General features: G+C 62.2%; 20 protein-coding genes and 1 pseudogene. 8 read left to right on the forward strand and 13 right to left on the reverse strand.

What is annotated here, in order from left to right:
- Window positions 1-48: 48 nt before the first annotated feature.
- From ASD02_RS23040 to ASD02_RS23060, 5 genes are all read right to left on the reverse strand, one after another.
- The gene (locus ASD02_RS23040) at window positions 49-864 is read right to left on the reverse strand and encodes an aspartate/glutamate racemase family protein (RefSeq protein WP_082555617.1); all 816 of its coding nucleotides are present in this window, start codon (window positions 862-864) and stop codon (window positions 49-51) included.
- On the reverse strand, window positions 864-1,520 hold the full coding sequence (locus tag ASD02_RS23045; protein WP_057221082.1) for a flavin reductase family protein: 657 nt from the start codon (window positions 1,518-1,520) through the stop codon (window positions 864-866). Before ASD02_RS23045 ends, ASD02_RS23040 begins: the two co-directional genes overlap by 1 nt.
- A 760-nt stretch (window positions 1,521-2,280) precedes the next feature.
- On the reverse strand, window positions 2,281-2,997 hold the full coding sequence (locus ASD02_RS23050; RefSeq protein ID WP_025430345.1) for a GntR family transcriptional regulator: 717 nt from the start codon (window positions 2,995-2,997) through the stop codon (window positions 2,281-2,283).
- 214 nt (window positions 2,998-3,211) lie between these two features.
- The gene (locus ASD02_RS23055; RefSeq protein ID WP_057221083.1) at window positions 3,212-4,408 is read right to left on the reverse strand and encodes an amidohydrolase; all 1,197 of its coding nucleotides are present in this window, start codon (window positions 4,406-4,408) and stop codon (window positions 3,212-3,214) included.
- Between the two features lie 26 nt (window positions 4,409-4,434).
- On the reverse strand, window positions 4,435-5,811 hold the full coding sequence (locus ASD02_RS23060; RefSeq protein WP_057221259.1) for an amidohydrolase family protein: 1,377 nt from the start codon (window positions 5,809-5,811) through the stop codon (window positions 4,435-4,437).
- A gap of 164 nt (window positions 5,812-5,975) precedes the next feature.
- Between ASD02_RS23060 and ASD02_RS23065 the strand changes: the two genes are divergently transcribed.
- The 7 genes from ASD02_RS23065 to ASD02_RS23090 all read left to right on the forward strand — a co-directional run bounded on the left by ASD02_RS23065 (window position 5,976) and on the right by ASD02_RS23090 (window position 13,675).
- Entirely contained in the window at window positions 5,976-7,550 is a 1,575-nt protein-coding gene (locus ASD02_RS23065) for an ABC transporter substrate-binding protein (RefSeq protein WP_057221084.1), read from the forward strand.
- A gap of 160 nt (window positions 7,551-7,710) precedes the next feature.
- Window positions 7,711-8,676, forward strand: coding sequence for an ABC transporter permease (locus ASD02_RS23070; RefSeq protein WP_057221085.1), 966 nt, complete (start codon window positions 7,711-7,713; stop codon window positions 8,674-8,676).
- Window positions 8,676-9,572 carry an ABC transporter permease gene (locus tag ASD02_RS23075; protein ID WP_057221086.1) on the forward strand — a complete coding sequence of 299 codons (897 nt, stop codon included), beginning with the start codon at window positions 8,676-8,678 and terminating at the stop codon, window positions 9,570-9,572. The genes ASD02_RS23070 and ASD02_RS23075 overlap by 1 nt, the downstream gene beginning before the upstream one ends.
- Window position 9,573: 1 nt before the next feature.
- A complete protein-coding gene (locus ASD02_RS23080; RefSeq protein WP_057221087.1) occupies window positions 9,574-11,313 on the forward strand; it encodes an ABC transporter ATP-binding protein in 1,740 nt (579 codons plus the stop codon).
- A complete protein-coding gene (locus ASD02_RS38470) occupies window positions 11,310-11,447 on the forward strand; it encodes a hypothetical protein (RefSeq protein WP_156408056.1) in 138 nt (45 codons plus the stop codon). The genes ASD02_RS23080 and ASD02_RS38470 overlap by 4 nt, the downstream gene beginning before the upstream one ends.
- 138 nt (window positions 11,448-11,585) lie before the next feature.
- Window positions 11,586-12,782, forward strand: coding sequence for a cyanate transporter (locus ASD02_RS23085; protein WP_057221088.1), 1,197 nt, complete (start codon window positions 11,586-11,588; stop codon window positions 12,780-12,782).
- Between the two features lie 188 nt (window positions 12,783-12,970).
- Window positions 12,971-13,675 (forward strand): GntR family transcriptional regulator, encoded by a 705-nt coding sequence (locus tag ASD02_RS23090; protein WP_025430353.1) that lies wholly within the window; start codon window positions 12,971-12,973, stop codon window positions 13,673-13,675.
- Here ASD02_RS23090 and ASD02_RS39915 read toward each other — a convergent pair.
- The 4 genes and pseudogenes from ASD02_RS39915 to ASD02_RS23105 form a co-directional block, all read right to left on the reverse strand.
- Window positions 13,672-13,857 (reverse strand): annotated as a pseudogene (locus ASD02_RS39915) (hypothetical protein). The gene ASD02_RS23090 and the pseudogene ASD02_RS39915 sit on opposite strands and share 4 nt — an antisense overlap.
- Window positions 13,858-14,128: 271 nt before the next feature.
- Window positions 14,129-14,836, reverse strand: coding sequence for a sulfite exporter TauE/SafE family protein (locus ASD02_RS23095; RefSeq protein WP_057216871.1), 708 nt, complete (start codon window positions 14,834-14,836; stop codon window positions 14,129-14,131).
- Window positions 14,833-16,233 (reverse strand): amidohydrolase, encoded by a 1,401-nt coding sequence (locus ASD02_RS23100; RefSeq protein ID WP_057221089.1) that lies wholly within the window; start codon window positions 16,231-16,233, stop codon window positions 14,833-14,835. Before ASD02_RS23100 ends, ASD02_RS23095 begins: the two co-directional genes overlap by 4 nt.
- Window positions 16,230-17,594, reverse strand: a complete 1,365-nt coding sequence (locus ASD02_RS23105) for a uracil-xanthine permease family protein (protein ID WP_057221090.1) — start codon at window positions 17,592-17,594, stop codon at window positions 16,230-16,232. The genes ASD02_RS23100 and ASD02_RS23105 overlap by 4 nt, the downstream gene beginning before the upstream one ends.
- Before the next feature lie 133 nt (window positions 17,595-17,727).
- Here ASD02_RS23105 and ASD02_RS23110 point away from each other — a divergent pair, with 133 nt between their 5' ends.
- Window positions 17,728-18,732 carry a LacI family DNA-binding transcriptional regulator gene (locus ASD02_RS23110; RefSeq protein ID WP_082555602.1) on the forward strand — a complete coding sequence of 335 codons (1,005 nt, stop codon included), beginning with the start codon at window positions 17,728-17,730 and terminating at the stop codon, window positions 18,730-18,732.
- Window positions 18,733-18,776: 44 nt separating this feature from the next.
- Here the strand turns inward: ASD02_RS23110 and ASD02_RS23115 are convergent, their stop codons facing one another.
- From ASD02_RS23115 to ASD02_RS23130, 4 genes are all read right to left on the reverse strand, one after another.
- Window positions 18,777-19,712: an XdhC family protein gene (locus ASD02_RS23115; protein ID WP_057221092.1), complete on the reverse strand. Its 936-nt coding sequence runs from the start codon at window positions 19,710-19,712 to the stop codon at window positions 18,777-18,779.
- 1 nt (window position 19,713) lies between these two features.
- On the reverse strand, window positions 19,714-20,301 hold the full coding sequence (locus ASD02_RS23120) for a UbiX family flavin prenyltransferase (protein WP_057207107.1): 588 nt from the start codon (window positions 20,299-20,301) through the stop codon (window positions 19,714-19,716).
- Between the two features lie 3 nt (window positions 20,302-20,304).
- Window positions 20,305-21,678, reverse strand: a complete 1,374-nt coding sequence (locus tag ASD02_RS23125; protein ID WP_057221260.1) for a UbiD family decarboxylase — start codon at window positions 21,676-21,678, stop codon at window positions 20,305-20,307.
- Between the two features lie 61 nt (window positions 21,679-21,739).
- The gene (locus ASD02_RS23130) at window positions 21,740-22,684 is read right to left on the reverse strand and encodes an amidohydrolase family protein (RefSeq protein ID WP_025430361.1); all 945 of its coding nucleotides are present in this window, start codon (window positions 22,682-22,684) and stop codon (window positions 21,740-21,742) included.
- Window positions 22,685-22,701 lie beyond the last annotated feature (17 nt).

Here is a 22,701-nt window from a genome sequence, read left to right on the forward strand (position 1 = left end):
GGACAGCCTGTAGCTGTCGCATCTTGCCGAGCTACGGGACAAGATGTGCTACGGTTGCAGACTGCAAAACGTTGCCGTTTCGGCCGAATTGATCACTTCTTGGGAAATGGGCGTGTGAACCATCCGTTGATCAATGATGGGGTGGCAAGCCGATACGAGATCACCGGACTTGTCGCGGGGATAAGCGTAGGCGCCAGCCTTCGAGGTCCGAAAGCCACCGCTCACCAATGCCTCGGCGAGCTTGACGGCTGCCGCCACGCCGTCGATGACGGGGACCCCCGTTTCGCGCGATAGCCAATTGCACAATTCTGCCATGCCGGCGCACCCAAGGACGATGGCATCGACACCATCCTCGCGTATCGCAGCGCGCGCCTCATTGAGGAGTTTCGCGCGCGCGATTGCCGGGTCGGTTTCGAGTGCTAGTACCGGCAGGTCGACCGAACGCACACGGCGGCAGCGCGAGGCAGCGCCGTAGTGCGCGACAAGATCCTCAATCACCGGCACCGACCTCGGCAGCGTGGTGATCACTGTGAAGCGGGTCGCTACGGTTACTGCGACCTGCACCGCCGCCTGGCAGATACCGATGACGGGACCGGAGGCGACCTCGCGCGCAGCGGCAAGGCCGGGATCATCAAAGCAAGCTATCACGTGCGCCGATACGCCCCGCTTCTCGGCGGCACGGATCGCCGCCAGCATCGCAGGCACGGCCATCGCCTCGTCCGCGTAGCCTTCGATCGAGGCGGGCGTGTCCGTTGCGGTCTCCGCCTCAATGACTGTGCCCTCCGATCGTGCTGCCTCGGCCGCACGCGCGATTTGGTCGGTCATTGAGGCTGTCGAATTCGGATTGATGACGTGTATGCGGATCATCGGGTGGCTCTCTCCGGCCTGGGGTTCACTTGTGCAAACTCGAAGCGCAGTAGCTCTTCCGGCTTTTTAAGTTCGAACTGGCGATCTGAAGTGATGTAGTTGTCGGCATGTAGCCTGGCGATCGGCTGGTAGGTTTCGGGATTCGCATAGCGCCCTTCGGCATCAAGGCACCGGTCCTGGATATGCATGTGCACGACTTTGCCGATGACGAGCACGCGCTTGTGATAGTCGAGGATGCGGTCGACCTTGCATTCGAAGCTGCAGGGACTTTCGGCGATGCGGGCGACGTCGATCTGGTCACACGGCACCGGTGTCAGACCGGCGAAATCCAGTTCATCCACTTCTGAGGCGAAGTTGACACCGCAGACGATCATCGCCTCGGCGAGCGCCATGTCGACCATGTTGACAACGAACTCGCCGGTTCGGCGGATGTTCGAGACAGTGTCCTTCTCATCGCCATTGCCGCGGTTCTGGATGCCGAGCACAACCAAAGGCGGCTCGTGGGCAAACACGTTGAAGAAGCTCATTGGCGCCGCATTGTTGTGTCCGGCCGGCGACCGGGTTCCAACAAGCGCGATGGGGCGCGGACCAATGAAATTGGTCAGCAATCGATAACGATCGGGAGGGGGTAGCGTGGTGAAATCGATATTCATGTCCGGTTCTCCTCCATGACCGTTCAACCGCTTATCACTGCGCCGACGCACGGCGCGTCGACCGGCTGGGACGTCCCAGCGTGCAGTCGCAGGCACGGCAAACACCCACGCACAGGAGAACCTCGCCAAGCTTCCGCACGGAAACCGGTGTATCTGGCACGTTGCGCTCCCGGCGTCGGCGAATACCATCTTTGATTTATATCGCATCCATTTTTGTGTCAATATTGCATCCAATTAATGCATACAATATTATCAATCAATCTCAGGCGTGCCTGCGCCACATTGCCGGCGCGAACCGCTGGCACAAAGGAATGTTTGGGAAGACGTTTTAACTAATGCGCTGCCGCGAAAAAGGTCGCAACGATGTTGCCAATCACCGACTGTAGGTTTCGTTAAATCGTATTCGATGTAAAAACATGCAGCAATTCAGAGTGCTACAGCGACCTTTGCGCGTCTAACAAGACGCGCGGCGCTGTAGGTGCGTTGCTCGACGCGAGGGTATAAGCGAGAGTGGCATACGACGCGCGCCGAAATCTGCTCACCTTCCGCCCAATCTGCTGGCGGCAAGTTGTATACTATAGATGCCGAATATTGTATTATGTTATGGGTGCAGCCGTCAAAGCGCTACAGCGACCTTTGCGCGTCCAATAAGACGCGCGGCGCTGTAGGAGTCCTGACTTTCGTCCGCGCGTGGAAAACGGGCATTGACGTCCAGCAGGGAGCGCCAGTGATCACGCTGGTCACAAGGCGGCAAAACGGTCTAAAGGCCCTCTTCTTTTGCGTAGGCAGCCAGGAGATCCGGCAAGTCGTTTTCCGAGTTGCTTTTCAGCAGAGCGCGCGTTGTGATGGCCCCGATGTGATGGTCCATCAATTTGCACGCCTTTTCGCGATCGTTCCGTGCAAGTGCGGCAATCAACTCGCGGTGCTCCGACACGGCGCAATCGGACGAATGAGGGCGACCATAGAGCGACAAAATCATGGACGAGCGCGAGACGAGCTCGGTAACGTATCGCGATAGGATGGCGTTCTCCGTCAGCTGTGCGAGCAGGACGTGAAACTCACCGGCGAGTTGGATCGAGGCCGACGGATTGTCGAGCCTTGCCTTGTCTTCGGCGTCGACGTGCGCTTCAAGCTCCTTGATCTTCGGGGCCGTCAGACTGCCGATCAGGCTATCGACGACCAACGTCTCCAACGCTCGGCGCACGGCAAAGATATTATGCCCTTCCTCCAGACTGGGGTGGCTGACGCATGCTCCCTTGTTCGGCCGCAATTCGATCAGACCCTCACCGTTCAGTCGCGCCAGAGCCTGCCGCACGATCGTGCGGCTGACGCCCAGCCGCTCACCGATCGAATCCTCGGGAAGTTTCGTGCCCGCAGCGAATGCTTGGTCGAGGATGGCACGCTTCAAGATACGATAGACCGCATCTGACTTGGGGACCGCCGATCTTGCATTGCTGTCGCTGGGTTTGGGAGTCATGATTTTCCTCGAAAATAGCCAAAGCGTGCGATTGATACCGATTGCCAAGCGTTGGATCGCAAACAACTATCACCACGCAAGCCGAACCGTAAAGCCGCGGTCGGCGGCCCGCTGAACCGGCAGGTTAGGCCGTTGCATAGTGACGGCTCGACCGATCGCGGCCCGCCACTGCGAACACCAAATTCCCGACTTTTCGCCTTTCATCGAAAAAGCTTCATTCGATGGCCGGCAAATCGCCAGCCAATTCGCCGCCATTCACAACCACGCGGCCGCGCCGGATGACGGTGCGCCTATGCGGCGTCAGGGCAACGGCTTCCGCCAACGTGCGCGCGGGCACCAGCACCAGGTCGCCGAAGCAGCCTTCAGAGAGACCGTAACCGCCGAGACCGATACCTTCAGCACCACCGAAAGTGCAGATGCGGGCGGATTCTTCGAGATCAACATCGTTGGTCATACCGTTGCGTTGCGCCAGGTACTTCGCGCGCTCCAGCATGTCACCATTTCCAAACGGCTCCCAGGTCCCCTGAATGCCGTCAGAACCGGAGGCAACCGTGAGACCGCATTGGCGCATCAGTCGCAATGGCAATGCCGGGGCAGAGGGACTGCCGACGGTCATCACCGCGATGCGTTCTGCAGCGAGCTGGCCGATTAACGCGTTTTGCCGTGGGGCGTCGAGCGTCCCGAGGCAATAGGCGTGGCTCACCATCACCTGCCCCTGCAGCGACAAGGCGCGGGTCCGTTCGACGATGAGTTCAAGACAATAGGCACCGAGGTCGCCCGGTTCATGCAGATGAATGTCGACAGGTTTTCCGTGACGATCCGCGAGCGCGAAGATTGCATCGAGATGACGCACCGGATCGCGCTCGATCGTGGCGGGGTCGATGCCGCCGACGATATCGGCGCCGGCCTTCAAGGCCGCATCCATCAACTCAAGCGTCCCCTCGCGCGGCAGCATGCCGCTTTGCGGGAAAGCCACAATCTGTACATCGACCAGATCGCGCATTGCCTCGCGTGTTTCCAGCACGCCTTCGACATTGGCGATGCCGATCTCGGTGTCGACATCAACGTGGCTGCGAATGCTCAAAACGCCATGGGCGAGCGTCTGAAGGATCTGACGGGCCGATTGCCGGCGGGCGTTGATGCCAAGCTCGCGCTTGGCATTGCGGTCGGCCAGGATTCGGTCGTTGCGGGTCGGACCGACCCGGTTCTCGAACCAGTCCATGCCGACAAGTGTCTTGTCGAGATGCGTATGTGCCTCGACAAGCCCTGGCAAGGCGACATGTCCGGTCGCGTCGATCTCGGCCACCGGACGGGGACAATCTGCCGCAACAAACCGACCGTCTCGGATGAGAAGGTCCTTAACAGGCCCACCGAAGGGGCGGGCATTACGGATAAGAAGGTCTGCAGTCATTGTAGATCCTCAATTGTCCAAGCGCCTTACGTGCGATCACTAAGTCCGGCCCGCGCCATCGCCAGCCGAAAAGCGCGCAGGGCACGGTCGAGGATCGCGTCTTCGTCCTGGCCGACGAGGCGTCGCCCGCGCATCAGAACACGCCCGCCGACGATGGTGGTGTCTACGTCCGCCCCATTGGCGAAGCGAGCAAGGCGCTGCACCGGATCGTGCGGTGGCCAGAGATGGGGCTGACGCATATTCACAAGGACGATATCGGCGCGCTTGCCGGTTTCAAGCGAGCCGAGTTCATCATCCATCATCAGGGCGCGCGCGCCGTCGATCGTCGCCATCTCCAGCAGCCGCAGCGGCGGCAGCACGGTATCATCTGAGAAATGGCGCGCGTGGTAGCGATGGGCCTGGAACATGTTGCGGAACATGTCGAAGGACCGATCGGGCGCCGCGGCATCGGTGCCGAGCGAAACCACTATGCCGTCCTCCATCAGCTCCGGTGCCGGGCAGCGGCCATAGACCGACATCAGCGCACTCGGATTGTGCGCAACCTTGGCACCGGTCCGCTTCAGGACCGCCCGGTCGGCCTCGGTCAGGTCTATGCAATGGGCAAGGAGCGACCGCTCGTCAAAGAGACCAAGTCGCGCATCGTTGGCGGCGATGGATCCGTCGCGATGACCGTCCTGCACCAGAAGGCTTCGCCTCTCACGCGCGCGGTCGCGGACCTTGCATGCAATCCTGTATACCGTTTCCCCGCGCAGTTCCTGCTCATCGAAAACCGGTAGCGAAAACACGACCTGCAACCGGTCGTCGCGTCCAGCCCAGGCATCGACCAACTCGGTGGCCACGTCTATCTGCCGGTCTGGGGAGACGACGATGTCGTTGTGGGACGTCGGCGTATACTGGCGATACACGTGATTTTGCCCGGACCGGTTCGGCCCCACGGCCAGAACCTCACGCACTCCCATGGCGGCAACCGAAGCGAGATGCGCCTCCGCCGCCTCCGGTGCCTCGGTGCGCATGATATCCGGGCCGCCGCCGAACAGCAGCGCCGCAGTCGTCGTGCCGCACTTGATCCTCTCTGCCGCCGACAGCGCCGCTTCCGCTGCCCAGAACTCAGGGTCGGTCGCAGTCGCGTAAATGCGGCCGGTCACGTCCATCCAGTCCTCGGCTGCACTGCCCAACCCTTTGGTCAGCATATGTCCGGCATGAGCGTGTGTGTCGATCAGCCCAGGCATCGCGACCATGCCGGCAGCCTCGATGCGCTCGGCCTGCCATTCTCCGGCAAAGCTTCCCTCGCCGATGGCGCCGATGCGCCCGTTCTCGACCAGAACATGGCCGCGCTCAAGAACGCGACGGTCCGCGTCCATGGTAACGATCGTGGCGTTTTCAATCAGCAGTGCACTCGTCATCGGAAGTTCCCTTTCCGGCTGTCGGGCCTGGCGTTCTTTTTTGAGAAGCGTCGCCAAAACCACTTTTGCCATCTTGATATTGTTTGCATCAGATGTACACTATTACTGGGAACATTCGTATCCAATAACACAGATAATATGTATACGCTAAACGGGAGAAACCAGTGAAAACCTCTTTGAAGACCCTCTTGGCGGGTCTCGCCCTTGTGGCGCCGCTTTCCGCCCCCGCCCTCGCCGAGACACTGCGCTGGGCTTCATCCGGCGATGTCATTTCCTACGACCCCAACGCACAGGTCGACAGCTTTACCCAAAGCGTGCACCATATGGTTTTCGACCCTCTGGTGCGCCGTAACAAGGACCTGAAGCTCGAGCCGGCGCTCGCCACCTCCTGGGAGGTCATCGAGCCGAGCCGCTGGCGCTTCAAGCTGCGCCAGGGCGTGAAATTCCATGAGGGCCAGCCCTTCAACGCCGACGACGTCGTGGCGACCATCCAGCGCCAGATCGACCCCGGCGCGCGCAACCGCGAGAACCTTTCAACCGTCGTCGGCGTCGAGAAGGTCGATGAATACACTGTCGACCTCATCCTGCGCGGACCCTATCCGCTGCTCCTCAACGACCTTGCCGCCATCTACATCATGAGCAAGCCCTGGATGGAGGAGCACGACGCGCTCAAGCCGGGCAATGCTTCGACCGGAGTCGTCACCTATGCCAACAACCATGCCAACGGCACGGGTGCCTTCAAGCTGAAGACCTACGAACCGGATTCGCGCTCGGTCTTCGAAGTGAACAAGGACTGGTGGGATAAGCCGCAGCACAATCTGGACGAGGTCGAGTTCCGTCCGATCGCCTCCGACGCGACCCGCGTCGCGGCGCTGCTATCGGGTGAAGTCGACATGATTGCGCCCGTTCCGTTGCAGGACGTCGACCGCATCGCCGCCACCGATGGGCTGAAGGTCGTCGAGAACCCGTCGCTGCGCACCATATTCTTCATTTTCAGCTACCGGCCGGAACTTCATGCGACCCCCGGCAAGCCCAATCCGCTGCTCGATGTGCGGGTGCGCCAGGCCCTGTGGCACGCGATCGATACCAACACGATCCAGAAGCGCCTGATGCGCGGCAAGTCGCGTACGGCCGGGATGCTCGTCGCACCGGCGGTGACCGGCTACGACGAAACCATCGACGTGCCGCTTCCCTATGATGTCGACAAGGCCAAGGCGCTGCTGGCCGAGGCCGGTTATCCGGATGGTTTCAAAACGGGGCTCGCCTGCCCCAATGACCGCTACATCGCCGACGAGCAGATCTGCCTTGCGGTCGCCTCCATGTGGGCGCAGATCGGCGTCCAGGCCAATGTGAGTGTCGAGAGCAAGACGACCTATTTCCCGCGTACGGACAAGGGTGAGTTCGACGTCTATCTTCTCGGCTGGGCTTCGCTGCCGCCGATGGACGGCTTCAGCCCGTTGCAAGCGCTGCTGGCGAGCAATGACGGCACCTTCGGCGGCAGCAACGCCGATGGGCTCTCCAATCCCGAGATCGACAAGCTGGCCTATGCCGCAGCCGTTGAACTCGACGAAACCAAACGCGTCGAGATGCTGAAGCAAGCCTTCCGCATCACCCATGATCAGGTATTCTACCTGCCGCTGCACCAGCAGCCGGTCGCCTGGGCGATGAGCAGCAAGCTCGACATGCCGCAGTTCCCGGACGAGTACGTGCGTCCGTGGTTCGCACAGATGAAGAAGTAGTCGGGATTCTCCCAAGGCGCAGTCCCGGCAAGCGAAGCCTGCCGGGACTGCGCTCAAACCGGGTCAACCCTTCCGCGTCGCTGGCGGCGCGGAGGACGCGGGAGCGCAACAGCCCGGTTTTCGCCCCTTCGGGCAAGATCGCTCCCTCAAGGACTATCCGATGATCAGACTCTTTTCAGTCAGGTTGCTTCAGGCCATCCTCGTGATGGTCGCAGTGACTGCCATTGCCTTCGTCATGTTCCGCTTCGTCGGCGATCCCGTCGCCTCGATGGTGCGCGAAGGCGCAACCCAGGCAGAAAAGGACGCGGTCCGTGTCGCTCTCGGCCTCGACAGGCCGGTCGTGGTGCAGTTCGTCGATTTCGTCGGCCATGTGCTGACCGGCGATCTCGGCACGAGCTACCGCTACCAGCAGCCTGTGACCAGCCTGTTGCTCAGCCGTCTTCCGGCCACGCTGGAACTGGTTGTCGTCGCCACCGTGCTGGCCCTGTCGCTCGGCATTCCGCTCGGAGTGCTCTGCGCGCTAAAACCGCGTTCCCTTCTCTCCCGGCTGACCCAGTCTGCGACACTGGTCGGCATTTCGATGCCCACCTTCGTCACCGGCCTGCTGCTGATCCTGGTTTTCGCAGTGAACCTGCGCTGGTTGCCGTCCTCCGGACGCGGAGACCTCGTCGATATCGGTTTTTGGGAGACCGGCTTCCTCACCCTTTCGGGCCTGAAGTCGCTGATCCTGCCGTCGATCACGCTGGCGCTGTTCCAGCTCACGCTGATCATGCGGCTGGTGCGCTCGGAGATGATCGACGTGCTGTCGTCGGACTATATCCGCTTCGCCTTCGCCCGTGGCCTGCCGCGCACCTATATCTACGGGCGGCTCGCTCTACGCAACGCGCTGATGCCGGTCGTCACCGTTACGGGCCTGCAGATCGGCCAGCTCATCGCCTTCGCCATCGTCACCGAGACAGTGTTCCAGTGGCCGGGCATGGGCCTGCTCTTCACGAATGCCGTCGGCTATCCCGACGTGCCGGTGTTGGCTGCCTACCTTCTGTTCGTCGGCTTCCTGTTCGTCATGATCAACATGATCGTCGACATTCTCTACACCTTCATCGATCCGCGCCTGAGGACACGATAATGGCTACGCAATCCCTGATGCGCCGGCTTCCGCCGGTTTCCGTGATGATCGCCAGCCTGGTGCTCTTCATCATGCTGACCCTCGTCATCTTCGCCCCGCTGATCGCGCCGATGGATCCTCGCGACGTCTCATCCTATTCGCTGATCGACATGGAAATCCCCCCGGCGTTCATGGAGGGTGGTGATCCCCGCTTCCTGCTCGGCACCGACAACCAGGGCCGCGACCTCGTCTCGGTCATCCTGTTCGGGCTCAGGATCTCCGTCGTCATCGGCGTCGGCGCGGTGGTCTTCGCGGCCCTGGTCGGCGTCGTGCTCGGTCTCGTCGCCGGCTTCTTCGGCGGCGTGATCGATGGCATCGTTATGCGCATTGCCGATGTCTTTGTCAGTTTCCCCACCATCCTCGTCGCGCTGCTCATCAGCGGCATCGCCCGTGCGCAGCTCAGCGCCGAAACGATGCTTGCCTGGGCGCCGCTGGTGTTGATCTTCTCCATTGCCGTCAACGAATGGGTGCAATATGCCCGAACCGTGCGCGCCTCGACCATGGTGGAAGTCGCGCGCGACTACGTGCGCGCCGCCAAGGTCATCGGCCTGCCATCCGGCCGCATCATGGGCCGCCACATTCTACCAAACATCATGAGTTCGGTGATGGTCATCGCCACCATCAACCTTGCGGGCGCGATCCTGACGGAGGCGACGCTCTCCTTCCTCGGCGCCGGCATGCCGCCGACCTATCCCTCGCTCGGTACGTTGATCCGCATCGGCAATCAGTTCCTGTTCTCCGGCCTCTGGTGGATTGCGGTGATGCCGGCGACTGTACTGGTCGTCCTTGTGCTGGCCGTCAACGTGATCGGCGACTATTTGCGCGACCACTTCAACCCGAAACTGATGGTTCGCTGAGATGACCGAAACCACGCTCCCCGTCCTCGACATTCGCAATCTCTGCGTCGAGTATCCGCTGGCCAACGGCAACACGCTTAAGGCCGTCAAGAACACCGATCTCATGATCCGCCCCGGGGAAATCCACGCCCTCGTCGGTGAATCCGGCGCCGGCAAGACCACTGTCGGCAATGCGCTGATGGGTCTCCTGCAGGCCCCTGGCAGAATCGCATCCGGCTCCATCGTCATCGCCGGCAAGCAGATCGACCTACGCACCGGCCGCACCGAAGGCATTGTGCCCGGACGCGATGTCGGCGCGATCTTCCAGGATCCGATGACGAGCCTCAACCCGCTCTTCACGGTGGAAAGCCAGCTCTGCGAAGGCATGCTCACCCATCTGAAGCTTACGTCCAAGGAGGCGAAGGCCCGCGCGCTGGAACTGATGAAGGCCGTCGGTATTCCGGAGCCCGAACGCCGGCTCAGCAGCTATCCGCACCAGCTTTCCGGCGGACAGCGCCAGCGCGTGGTCATCGCCACCGCACTCGCCTGCAATCCGCAGCTTATCGTCGCCGACGAGCCGACGACCGCGCTCGACGTCTCGGTGCAGGCCCAGATCCTCAAGCTCATCCGCAATCTTGCGGACGAGCGCGGCGTCGGCATTCTGCTCGTCACGCACAATATGGGTGTCGTCGCCGAGATCGCCGACCGCGTCACCATCATGCAGAACGGCGCGGTGGTAGAGAGTGGGTCGACGCGCGAGGTGCTGACCGCGCCGAAGGCGCCCTATGCCCGCACGCTGATCGCCGCCGTGCCGCCGATCGAAACACGCCTTGAGCGTCTACCGGTACCGAGTGAGGAAACGCAGGTGTCGCTCGACGCCCGCGCCACCGTGCGCCGCAAGAGTGCAAAGAGCGAAGCGGGCAGCCGCGACGACGTGGTACTTTCCGTGCGCGACCTTGCGGTGGAGTATGGCAGCCGCTCGTTGATCCCCGGCCGCAAGGCGTCGGTATTCAAGGCGGTCAAGGGCGTCTCGTTCGACGTCCGGCGCGGCGAGATTTTCGGCCTCGTCGGCGAATCCGGCTGCGGCAAGACCACCGTCGCCAACTCCATAGCCGGCCTCGTCACCCAGAGTTCGGGCACCATCGATTTTCAGGGAACGGCGCTCGGCGCCCGACGTGAAAAATCGGTGCGCCAGTCCCTGCAGATGGTGTTCCAGGACCCCTATTCGGCACTCAACCCGCGCCTGCGTATCAACTCCGCGATTGCGGAGCCCATCCTGTTCTACAAGCTCGCCTCCAATGCGCAGGAAGCCCGGCAGGACGCCACGACGCTGCTCGAAGCTGTCGGCCTTCCAGCCGACGCCGGGTCGCGCTTCTCGCACGCTTTCTCCGGCGGTCAGCGCCAGCGGATCGCCATTGCGCGCGCTCTCGGGCCGCGCCCTTCGCTGCTCATCTGCGACGAGCCGACCTCCGCGCTCGACGTCTCGGTGCAGGCGCAGCTCCTCAACCTCCTGAAAGATCTGCGCGACCTCGCCGGCCTCTCCATGCTGTTCATCAGCCACGACCTCGCGGTGATCCGTCAGATGTGCGACCGCGTGGCCGTCATGAAGTCAGGGCAGATAGTCGAGCTTGCCGATACCGAAACGCTCTTCACCGCGCCGCAACACGAATATACCCGTGAGCTTCTTCGCCTTGCCCCGTCACTTGAGCGCATCCTGGGCGCGAACTCGCCTCGGCCTGGCCGTGGATGGCAAAACGGATGAGAATCTCCCCTTGCCGGCACGCCGTTCTCGATGCCGCCCAGCTTGAAGCCGATCTCATGATCGACTGGTCAGGTTTGCGCGATACGCTGGAAACGCCGCGCGTCTTCCGCGTCACAGCCGAGATACGGATTTGATTGAATGAATCCCGTGCACGGCGTGGCTTTGCTGCTGTGCCGAAGTTATTGCACGTCACGAACGAATTGGTGCACCACCGCGCGCATGCCTTTTCGGGTCACCGCAATAAAAAGAAGACGTAAAGGAAACACCCGATCATGTCGAAATCAACCCAGCCCGCGACGGGCCGGCAATGGATGCTGCTCATCCTCGTCTTGCTGGTTGCTGTCAATTTGCGGCCGTTTCTCACCGCACCGGGGCCCGTGCTGTCCGAGATCGTCGCCGAAACCGGAATGGGATATGGCAGTCTGGCCTTGCTGACGCTGCTGCCGATGATGCTGATGGGCGTCGGCGCCTTCGTGTCGCCCTCGCTGCAGGCCAGGATCGGCACGCGCCGCGGTATTCTCATCGCCCTGCTTGTGCTAGGCGCCGGCTCCCTGCTGCGGCTCGTCGCGCCCGGCGGCGCAGCGTTGGTGACAACCGCCGCCCTTTGTGGCGCCGGCGCCGCCTTCATCCAGGCGGCCTTTCCCGGCATCATCAAGGCGGAATTTCCCCAAAGCATCCCGGTTGTCACTGGACTCTATTCCGCGTTCCTGATGGGTGGCGGGGCCTTAGGCGCGCGGCTGACGCCACTTCTCGTCAATCACGGTTACGGCTGGCGCCCAGCGCTGGCCTGGCTCGCGGCGCCCGCACTTGTCGCTCTCTGCGCCGCATGTTTCATCCTGTCGGACTCGCGCAGCGACCGTCCAGACAAAGCGCTCACCGGCAGATTGCTCCGCCGGCCTCGTACATGGACGCTTATCGTCGCCTTCGGGTTGGTCAACGCCGGTTACTCCTCCGCCGTCGCCTGGCTGGCCTCCTATTACCAATCTCTTGGCTGGAGCAGCGGCGACAGCGGCAATCTCGTGGCATTGATGGCAATCTGTCAGGCAGCGGCGGCCCTCGCCCTGCCGGTTCTTGCCCGCCGCAGCATCGACCGGCGAGCGTTCCTCCGCATGACGCTGGCGATGCAGGCAGTCGGCTTTGCCGGTCTCGCTTTCATGCCGCAGGCAGCGCCCGCCGTCTGGGCAGCCTTGTGCGGCGCCGGCCTCGGCAGCAGCTTCTCGTTGGCGATCGTCACCGCCCTCGATCACCTGCCGCGGCCGGAGGAGGCGGGCGTGCTGGTGGCGTTGATGCAGGGTGGCGGTTTCCTGATCGCGTCCCTCGGCCCCTTCGCCACCGCATTCCTGCACGACGTCAGCGGCAGCTTCGCCCCTGGCTGGGTGATGCATCTTCTCTGCGTCGCCAGCGTGTTCTTCCTTTACATGCGCTTCAACCCATCACGCTATGCGCAAGCGATGCAATCACCGATCTGAGCGAAAATGATTTGCTCTGGATCGGCGGTGGCACTTTGGCCTCGTCACGTTCGGTCGACGTTGATGCCTCGGACCTCGCACAGGACGGGTGTCGAAACAGCTTGCCTCTCGAGATACCAAGGCACTGGACATGCCGCCATTTTGTATGCAATTCGAGGTGACAATCACCAGGATTTGGAGAAATCAGAATGGCAAAGAAAGAGAGCGATGTAGGCGGTGGCCGCGCTCAGGCCGTTCATCGTGTCCTGAAACGCGCAATCCTCGACCAGGCGCTTTCGCCAGGATCAAAACTGCCGGAAGATTCTATCGGCGAACGGCTTGGTGTCAGCCGAACCCTGGTCCGCGAGGCGCTGGTTCGCCTTAGCCAGGAGGGATTGGTCGAGTTACGCCCGAACAAGGGGGCGATGGTTTCACGGCCGACGCTCGAAGAAGGGCGCAATCTGTTCCTTACTCGGATGGCGCTGGAACGGCTCGTGGTGGAAACACTTTCGGGCAAATTGACCAGCGAGCAAATCGACGTGCTTTCCACGCATATTTCGCTCGAGGAAGCCGCTAAGAAGGAGCGGGCCCCGTCGATCCGGCTGGCGGGCGAGTTCCATACCCTCCTTGCGCAGATGACGAACAACACGAGCCTAATTCGTTACGTGAACGAACTGGTCGCCCGAAGTTCCCTGATCCTCGCGCTCTATGGCCGACCGCATTCTTCGGAATGCGCCGTATCGGAACACCGGGACCTTCTGGACAACTTGATTGCTGGCAAGACCGACGAGGCGACCACCCTTATGGGGCATCACCTCGAGTCGGTTACGACACGCGCACTCCTTCCCACGGATGGCGACCGAAACATCAAGGAGGTGCTGTCCGCCTACGCTGCGGCGGAGGGCCTTGCCTAGAGCATTTCCAGGAAAAGTGCGAAGCGGTTTTCCGTCAGGAAATGCGTAAAAACAAAGAGATAGAGCGTTTGTGCGGTTCCGTCTAAATCGGAAGCGCTCTAGACGAAACAGGGTGAGACGGGTGACGACCTCGTATCCCTGAGCGCTGCGCTCCGACACGTCAGGATCGCCGGATCACCCAGACTGAGCCGCAAGAGCAGGAAGACGACGAGGATGACCGGCGCCACGCCAAGCATCCTCCTCGCAACGTAGCCTGGCGTGCAACTCCAACCAGATTGAATGCATTTCTCCTATAATCTTGTATTCAATCCGCACAAAGCCACCGAAAAGTACGGAACTCTCCGCCGAAACAGCCAATACCCTAACCTTTCCCGGGCGGCCCGTAGCCAATGAAGAGCATGCTGCAAGACCCAGCGAGCGCCTTCCGGCCCCCATGCGCATGTGCTCCTTGCCTCAGCGCACAATGAGGAACACTCCGCTGACGATGGCAAAACTCAAAACGGCAACGCGAAGACCACGTCCGCCGATACGATGATGCGCCAATCTGGAGACAGCGCTTCCAAGCAGTACCGCGGGTGTCAGATAGAGTGCCGCAAGCAGCTGCTCAAAACCCAGTCGTCCGGAGATAGCCAGCACGACCAGCGACATCACCTCCCCGACGAGAAAGCAAAAGGCGACCGTTGCGCGCAAGACCGGTGCCTTGGCATGTTGGTAGAGCAAGGCGAGAGGTGGGCCACCGATGCCAGTGGCGGTTTCGGTGACGCCCGTGAACAGGCCGACACCGAGGGCGCTCGGTTTGTTCGGCGTAAACGGTGGGGCAACAAGTGCGGCGGCGGCGGCAATCACCGTGAAAATACCGACCGCAAGGTCCAACTGGTCGAGTGAAAGCGCGGCCAGCAACCAGAGACCGGCGAACGTTCCAGCAAACCGGCCAACGGTGATCCAGGTCGCGCCCGACCAGTCGACGTGCGCGCGCTCGCGTAGCGCGACATGCAGATTGAGCGGCAGCATCAACAGGAGCAGTGTCACTGGAAGCAGTTCAGGCTTCAACATCCCGACGACCGGCGCGACAATCAGGGCAAAGCCGATCCCGAGTGCGCCCTGGATGAACGCGGAGACGAACGTCACGATGGCCAGAATGGCGATAAGGCTCATGCTCATTGATAGTGCCCAAGACCGCGATGCGCTTCGGAAAGCGGGTGAATTCTCTGGATCGGCGCCGCCGCGATAACAGCAGCGGCCGCGCCCCTTATCTCCGCCAACAATGCCCGCGCATCCCAGTCGATGGGCCAGCCTTGCCAAAGCCTGAGGCGCCCGCCGGTGAAGACGGCATCGATCTGGTCGCGATTGCCGTAACGGACAAGCTCCCACATGAGATCGTGCGAGGGGGTAAACTCCGGGCGGTCGAGATCGACGAGCAGGAAGTCGGCGGCAAGGCCTTCGGCAATCGAACCGGTTACCGCCGATAGGCCCGCCACGTTCGCAGCGCCGGATGTCGCACGATCCAGCCAGAGTGAGCCGCCACCGCAGGACGAATCTCCCGTAGCAAGGCCAATGCCCGCGCGCTGCAAGCCTTCGGCCGCATCCATGAGCCGAAACCCGTCGGCGCGGGTACCGTCGGTGCCCAGCCCGAAGCGGATGCCGAGGGCTGCCATATGCAGCGCTGGCGCCACCGCGTTGCCCTTCCACAGACTTGCCACCGGATTGTAGGCGACGGCGGTATCGGTTTTCCGCAAAAGGTTGAGTTCATGGGGCGTGACGAGCGTTGAATGCGCCAGCAGAACCTGAGGGCCGAGGGCCCCCAGGTGGTCCAGGTGTTCGATTGGCCGACGGCCGCTCGCCACCAGCGAACGTTCCACGGCAACGAGATGTTCGTTGACATGGGTTTGGAACACGACCCCGGCCGCCGCCGCCATGTCGGAAACCGCCTTCAACATCGCATCGCTGGCGGCTTCCGGAATGGATATCGCCAGAGAGGGATGGATCAGCGGATCGCTGCCAAAGGTCGACAGGTGCTCTTCGGCCTGTTGCAGGATGACGTCTGGTTCAGGGATGTGCGCGGCGCCGCCAAGATCGTTGCAGATAAAGCCGACGACGCTGCGAAGCCCGACTTCGCGCGCGGCGCGCGCGAGCGCGCCGACATGGCCCTGCGAACGGGTGCCGGCATCGACGGCGGTGGTGAAGCCGCCGCGCAGACACTCCAGTGCGGCGAGCTTGGCGGAGAGATAGACCATCCGCTCGTCCAGACTGCCTTCCAGCGGCACCCAGATCCGCCGAAAGATCTCGGACGGCTCCCCGAATACCAGGGCTTTGCCAAGTGACTGGGTCAGGTGCGTATGGGTATCTACGAAGCCGGGCATCAGCAAATGATCCGGCAGGTCCGTCGGCGCGAGCTCCTGATAGTCCCTGGTTATCGCCTGCGCCGTGTCGACCCTGTGAAATTTGCCGGCGCGTATGACGACGGCCATACCGGCCCGTGGCCCTTCCGGCAGCAGGATGTAACCTGGACGCAGAAGCAGGTCATCGGTTGTCGACAGTTTTTGGCGGATTGCGGTCACTCGTTTGCTCCCTGGGCAGTGGATTGCAGTGATGGCGCCGATGCCGCAGTGCCGGCGCCATAGTGGGAAAAGAAGGCGTTGACGACTACGGCCGTGATGGTGCCGGCGGCAAGCCCGTTGCCGAGGACCATCTGCGTCCATTGCGGAAACTGGCTGTAGACGCCCGGCACCAGAATCGGCAGAAGGCCGATCGACAGGGCTGAGGCCAGGGTGAACATCGGACCGTGTTCGCGCAGATCGACACGACGCAAAAGGTCGATCCCGATGACGCCGATAATCGAGAAGACGATGACCGCCGTGCCGCCGACGACAGCACCAGGCAACGCCGTGGCCATGCGTCCGACCGGCGCGACGAGAGCGATCAGGACGAGAATTGCGCCCGCCATGGCGGTTACGTAGCGCGACTTGACATTGGTGGCGCGCACGATGCCGACATTCTCGCCGCTGGTGATGATCAAGGACGTGCCGAACAGGCCGCCGACGAGAGACATCAACGCATCGCCGCGAATGGTTGCCGGAACGATCGCATGCACATCTCCCCTCCGCCCGACGATCTCGGCGGTGGCGATGGTCTGACCGGTCGCCTCCGCCATCGAAATGATCGAGAAGACGATGAGAGGCACGGCGGCGATAAGATCGAACTTCGGCATGCCGAACGGAAACAGCTGCGGAACGGCGACGACCGGGCCGACGAGGACGCCGGACAAATCCATATGGCCGAGGGTGAGAGCGACGAGTGAACCGCCTACCAGACCGAGCATGACGGCAAGCCGCTGGAGCGTACCGCGAAAGACGCGCGCAGCGACGACCGTCAGAATGATGGTGATCAGGGCCAGACTAACCTCGATCGGCGCCGCGAAGCCTTCAGTTCCGGGCTTGCCGGTGATCGTCACGCCATAGATGCGCACGAGGTTGACGGAGACCAAGAGCAGCATCGTTCCAACGACGATTGGCGGAAAGTAGCGCAGAAGCCGGCGAAAGACGGGCAGCGCGAGAAAATAGAAGATGGCCGTCACAATGACAGCGCCCACCGCCGTCTGGACATCGGTCTGCTGTGCAATCACCAGGAAGATGGCGATCGGCGCGCCGCCCGGTACCATGACAAAGGGCAAGCGCGCGCCAAAACCCTTCGGGCCAAAGCTCTGGAGCATCGAACCGAGGCCGCAGACAAAAAAGGTTGCGCTGATGAGCGAGACCGTCACGGCCTCGGAAAAGCCAAGAGCCTTGCTCACCAGAAAAACGGCGGTGATAGGAGACGCCGCCATCACCAGGACGTGCTGAACGCCAAACAAGACCAGGCTGCGCAATGGCAGCCTTTCATCGGCCGGATCGACCACTCCATTCATTTCATTTTGCATCATTTCCTCCTCCCGGCCTCCTCAAACCGTCATGCAAATCGTTTTGCATGACGCGACTCGTACCATGGAATTCGTCGAATGCAAATCGTTTTGCAGAGTGCCGGCGACATGCTAAGACGGGCAAACTGGAGGCATCATGGGAAAACCTACTATCGCCGACCTAGCCAAGGCGGCGGGCGTGTCAGTCACCACCGTGTCGCACGCGTTTAGCGGGCGCCGCTATGTTGAGCCGGAAACACGCAAGCGCATCGAGGCACTCGCACACGAAATTGGCTACAGGCCCAATCACCGTGCGCAACGCTTGCGAACCGGAAGGGCCGGATCGATCGCGCTCGTCTCATCGATGCCATTCGCGGTTGCTGCTGGTCCCTCGCGCCTGGGTTTCCTGATGGAGATCGCCGCAGCCGCAGCCGTCGCAGCCTTTTCGCGCGGCATCGCGCTGTGCCTTGTCCCTCCGCTGGGTCCGAGCGACAGCCTGGACGCGCTTGAAGTGGATGGCGCCATCGTCGTCGAGCCGGAACTCAATGATCCGGTGCTGGATTTCTTCTTCGATCGCGGCGTCGATGTCGTGTCCATCGGACGCGCACCCGGCCGGGACGACCTTCCTTTCGTGGATCTGCAGAGTGGGGCAACGGCCCACCTAATGCTCGATCACCTGCTCGCAGGCGGCGGTCGCGTCGGGCTGATAACCGGCGTGCAAAGACGCAATTCCTATATCGAGATGGAAACCATCTATGCGGAGCGCATGGCGAAAGCCGGCCTCTCACCCCTTGCCGTTCGCGTTGACGAACGGGGGGGCGAACAGGCCGCGGCCGTGGCCGCCGAAGCTCTCCTGCGGGCGGACCCCACCATTTCTGCCCTATGCGTGCCGGTCGACGCCTTTGCGACCGGCGTTCTGGACGCGGCACGCTCCGTCGGACGCAAGGTTCCCCAGGACCTCCGCCTTGCGACCCGTTATGACGGCATGCGTGCCAAGTTGGCCACCCCGCCCCTCACGGCGGTTAATCTTCATCTCGATCAGGTGGCGGCGGCGGCGGTCGATCTGCTCCTGGCCCGTCTGGGCCACCACGACCACGAACCAGGCGTTGTGTCGCCACCAACGCTGGTGCCGCGAGCTTCGTCGGGGGCGTCACCGGTGTAGGTTTGTACATTGCAATCCTGGAGGGGCACCGGACATTTCCCTGACTACTCGGACGCAACGCGTGATTTCGCGACATCTGCAACGACCGAAAGGGCAAGCGAATTCGCGTCCCTTGCCTTGTCGAAGATTCCGATTGGAGCCTTGATGCGGGCAAGGTCGGCCTCACCGTAACCGCGCTGCTGTAGGACCGTGCAGCGCTTGGCATGGGTGCGCCGGCTTCCGAGTGCTCCGATGTAGAAGACCGGCGATGCCAAGGCACGCTCGAGCAATGCCAATTCCCGGTCGATATCGTGGAACAGGAGCGCGACCGCGGTATCCCCGTCCAAATTTTGATCCTGCGGAGGCATCCGGCCCCACTCGGCGGCAATGATCTCGTAGCCGGACGCGGCTGCGACGCGTGCCACGGCGCCGGCTTCCATCGGCGTACCGGCGACGAGAAGCCTCTGCCGTGGGCGGTAGGCGCGCACGAAGCAATCCCCTTCCCAACCGGTCGCCCCCTCGCCCGGCTCGAAGACGAGCGTCCGTTGGCGGGGATGGTAGCGCAGGCGAACGGGCGTGCGCTGCTGTAAGGCCGCAAGTGTCCGGCGCAGAACGGCTGCATCGCGGATGACGTGGATCGCGAGCGTGATGCCACCGCCGCAGGGCAGCACGATGTCGAGGAAGGGCGAACCTTCGCCGAACCGGAGATTTCGGTCCGTGCCATTTTGCAGGGCGATCACGGCCTCAGCCGCAACCGCCGCCTCGGTGCAGCCGCCGGAAACAAACCCGCAATAGAGGCCGTCTTGCCGCACCGCCATTTGCGCGCCGATAGCGCGGGCCGCACCGCCGTGGATTTGAACGAGCGTAACCAGGGCGGCAACGTAGCCGTCTTCAAGAGACTTTGCGGCAAAGCGCAGGATGTCGATCGCATCGTCCGACAGGAAGGCGGCGCGGGGGACGTGCGCGATCGGTTCCAGGTCGGGAGCAATGCGGGCGGTCATGCTATTCGGCCCCTGCCTGCGTTCCCTGCCAGCGCCGTACGATGCCAGGGTCGAGGTCGAAGAGGTCGAGCACGCGGCCAACCGTATGGTCGACCATCTCGCCGAGACTTTGGGGCTTGGCGTAGAAGGCCGGCACCGGCGGATAGATGATACCGCCCATCTCCGTGACCTGGGCCATGTTACGGATGTGGCCGAGATGGAGCGGCGTCTCGCGCAGCATCAGCACGAGGCGGCGGCGCTCCTTCAGCACCACGTCGGCGGCGCGCGAGAGCAGGTTGTCGGTCGTGCCGGTCGCGATCTCTGCCAGCGTCTTTACCGAACAGGGCGCGACGATCATGCCGAGCGTCTTGTAGGAGCCGGAGGAACAGACGGCTCCGATATCCTTGTTGGAATGGGTGGTCGTGGCGAGCGCCTCGAGATCCTGCTTCGAAAAATCCGCCTCGGCCGCAAGCGTGATGCAGGCCGCACGCGACATGATCAGGTGCGTTTCGATGTCGAGGTCGCGCAGCACTTCGAGGATGCGCTTGCCGTAGACCACGCCGGAAGCGCCCGAAATACCGACGATCATACGTCTGGGCCGCGTCGTCATCGCCTACCCCACACTTTCGAGGAGCGCTGCAGCACGGGCGGATGCCTCGTCGCTGATGCGGGCGCGCACGCCGTGGAAATTCGGCCCGCGGGTGGCATCGAGGCCCATGCGCGAGGTCGTGCCGATGCCGCTTGCCGAGGGATCGAGCGCATTGCCCGGCAGGCCCTCGATGATGACGACGTCATTGTGGGGCTGGAAATGGGTGGCGAGCGCCCAGAGCACTTCGCTGTCGCGGGTGATGTCTACATCCGCATCCACGACGACGACGGTCTTGAGATACTGGTCCCAGCCGAGGAGACCGAGCATCACCTGTCGGGCCTCGCCCTCGCGCATCTGGTTCATCGCGATATAGGCATGGAAATGGGTACCCGAGGACGGGTAGTGCACTGCCGTGATCGAAGGGAAGCGAGCCCTCAGCTTTTCCACCACCTCCGCCTCACGCGGCACACGGCCGAGATTGAGGTGTTCGGCGGAATTGCCGCCCGCAACGCTGACGAGGATGGCATCACGCCGACGCATAATGGTTTCGACGGTGAAGAGATTGTTCGTCGAGCGGTCGGAGGAATAGCCGGTGAATTCGCCGAACGGCCCCTCTTCCACATGGGCTTCCGGATCCAGCACACCTTCCAGCACGATTTCGGCATGGGCGGGAACGCGGATTCCATATTTCGGCGTGCGGACCACCTGCAGGGGTTCGCCCATCAGGCCGCCCGCCACATCGCGCTCATCCTCGCCAAAGGCAAGACGGGCAGAGGCGGCGAGCATGAAGAGCGGATGGCCGCCGATCACCATGGCGACCGGCATGGGCTCGCCCCTCTCCTTCGCCATGTTCATCAACCGCCAGAGATGGCCACGTGAATGCAGCGAGGTCGCGAGCGAATTCTTCGAATGGATCATCGCGCGGTGGTAGCTGAGATTGCCGGCACCGGTCTTGGGATGCTCGCCGATGATGATACCGCTGGTGATGTATTTCGCGCGGTCCGTGTCGAAGTGCTTGAGCATGGGCAGCGCGTGGAGATCGACGGCATCACCGGAAATGATCTCGTCAGTGACCGGGCCACTTTCCAGAAGCTCAGGTGTGAACGGCCGGTTGGCGCGCGCCTGATAGGCTTCATGCAGGGTGTCGGCGGTCGAGCCCAGAAGACGGGCGATGCGGTCACGCGAGGCGAAGATGTTCGAGAGCACTTCAGCTCCGATGCCGTTGACATTCGTGAGGTGCAGCATCGGATGCTGGCCCTTGTTGGCAAGGGTCCAGATCAGCGCTGTCACGTCCTGATCGTCCGAGACGGGCCGGTCGATGGTGATGACGTCCTGGCCATGGTCTTCCCGGTAGTCGACCAGGAAACGGCGAACGTCTTGCTTGTGATACTTGGTCATGTCTCGGCCTCGATGCTGCGGATGGGTGGCGGCGCCCCCAAAGGGCGCCGCTGTCGTCAAATCAGGCGAATTCCAGATGCCGGCCGGTGGCACGATCGACACCGGCATAACTATCCTTCAGGCGCGCCTGGGCGTCCCTCAGGTCGCGTGGCGGCGGCGATGGGTCGATGCCGACGAGCTTTGCAATATTGTTGCCGAGATAACCTTCCAGATCGTCCTCGGAGAGGTTGATGCCGTGCGGCGGGTCCTTGCAAAGCACCTCGAGTTCGCGCAGCCACATGCCCGGATCGTTCGGTGGGCTGTCCGTGCCGAAGACAATCTTGTTCTTCGGCAGTTGCTGGGCAAACTCGACGATGCGCGACTGGAAGCACCAGCCGGATTCGCAATAAACATTGGGCGTGTCCATGGCCATCCAGAACGACTCGAACGAATAGTTGCCGCCCGTCTGAATTCCGAAATGGCCGATGATGAAGTTGACCATCGGGAATTCGCGGATGATCGGGTAGAACATCGTGGGGATCGTATAGGGCCCGTCGCCGGTGTGGATCAGCACGACCACGCCGAGTTCGGCGCACTTCTTCATTGCTGGACGCAGCCAATCGAGCGCGCGGTCGGGACGATAGCCGTGCATGTTGGCGTGCAGCTTCAGCATCTTGAAGCCGTATTCCTTGACATGGAATTCCAGCTCCGCCGCGCCGTTTTCGGGTCCCCAGCGCGGGTTGTAGTTGAAGTTGCCGATGAAACGGTCCGGGTATTTCTGGCAAAGCTCGGCGCAATAGGCCATGTAGTCGCGAATGCCGTCGCGGCCCTTGCGGTTGCCGTCGCGGTAGCCGGTATTACCCGGCGGCGGCTGGATGAAGCCCATGTCGATCCGGCGCGGCTTGCCGTTGATCATATAGGGGCCGTCCATCAGCTTGAGCATGCGCTCGCCAGTGAAGGGCTCGCCCGTGTGACGCCACGCCTCGTCGACGAGGTTGGTCGGGTGAAGATGGGTATCGATGATCATTGTTCACTCCGTTCAAA

Origin of the sequence: Ensifer sp. Root1252 (assembly GCF_001425885.1) — a bacterium.
Lineage (GTDB): Bacteria > Pseudomonadota > Alphaproteobacteria > Rhizobiales > Rhizobiaceae > Ensifer > Ensifer canadensis.